This window comes from Desulfocucumis palustris, from assembly GCF_002933875.1.
Classification (GTDB): Bacteria; Bacillota; Desulfotomaculia; order Desulfotomaculales; family Desulfocucumaceae; genus Desulfocucumis; species Desulfocucumis palustris.
In genome coordinates this window covers 1-415 of sequence record NZ_BFAV01000064.1, presented here as the reverse complement: position 1 = coordinate 415, position 415 = coordinate 1, and the positions used below count along the sequence as shown (strand labels likewise).

The following is a 415-nucleotide window of genomic DNA, read 5'->3' as shown; positions in this document are numbered from 1 at the left end:
AAAGAACCCTTGACGCTTTTTTGAAAAAAAGCTTGGCAAAAAACTTTATATGCTTACGCGTGGTGTGGCGGTGCTGGTAGTGGATAGACGAAAAAATCAATTCTTGAGGGAGGTTTGGATTATGCAAGCGATTGCAATTAATGAGAATGGTTTTGATTATGAGGCGTTGGCTAACATTACGTCTGTTGATTTTGCTGAGAGAGTTAAAATGGCGTTTGAGTATGCTAATAAATTTCGGGATTGTGGTAATGGGTGTATTAATATCGATATTGATGATTGTGAATATTTTGTTCAAGTTTATATTGTTAGTACGGGTTACAGTGCTGATATACTGTATTTTCAAAAGGATGGAGATAAATGTTTTACTTATCATGTGTCCCGTTATGAAATTAAGCATCTTTATAAGTTAGGGTTA

At 34.9% G+C, this 415-nt stretch carries 1 protein-coding gene; it reads left to right on the top strand.

From position 1 onward, the window contains the following. Window positions 1-121: 121 nt before the first annotated feature. Window positions 122-415 (top strand): hypothetical protein (locus DCCM_RS04955; protein WP_133163944.1); only part of this gene is annotated, 294 nt, incomplete at its 3' end.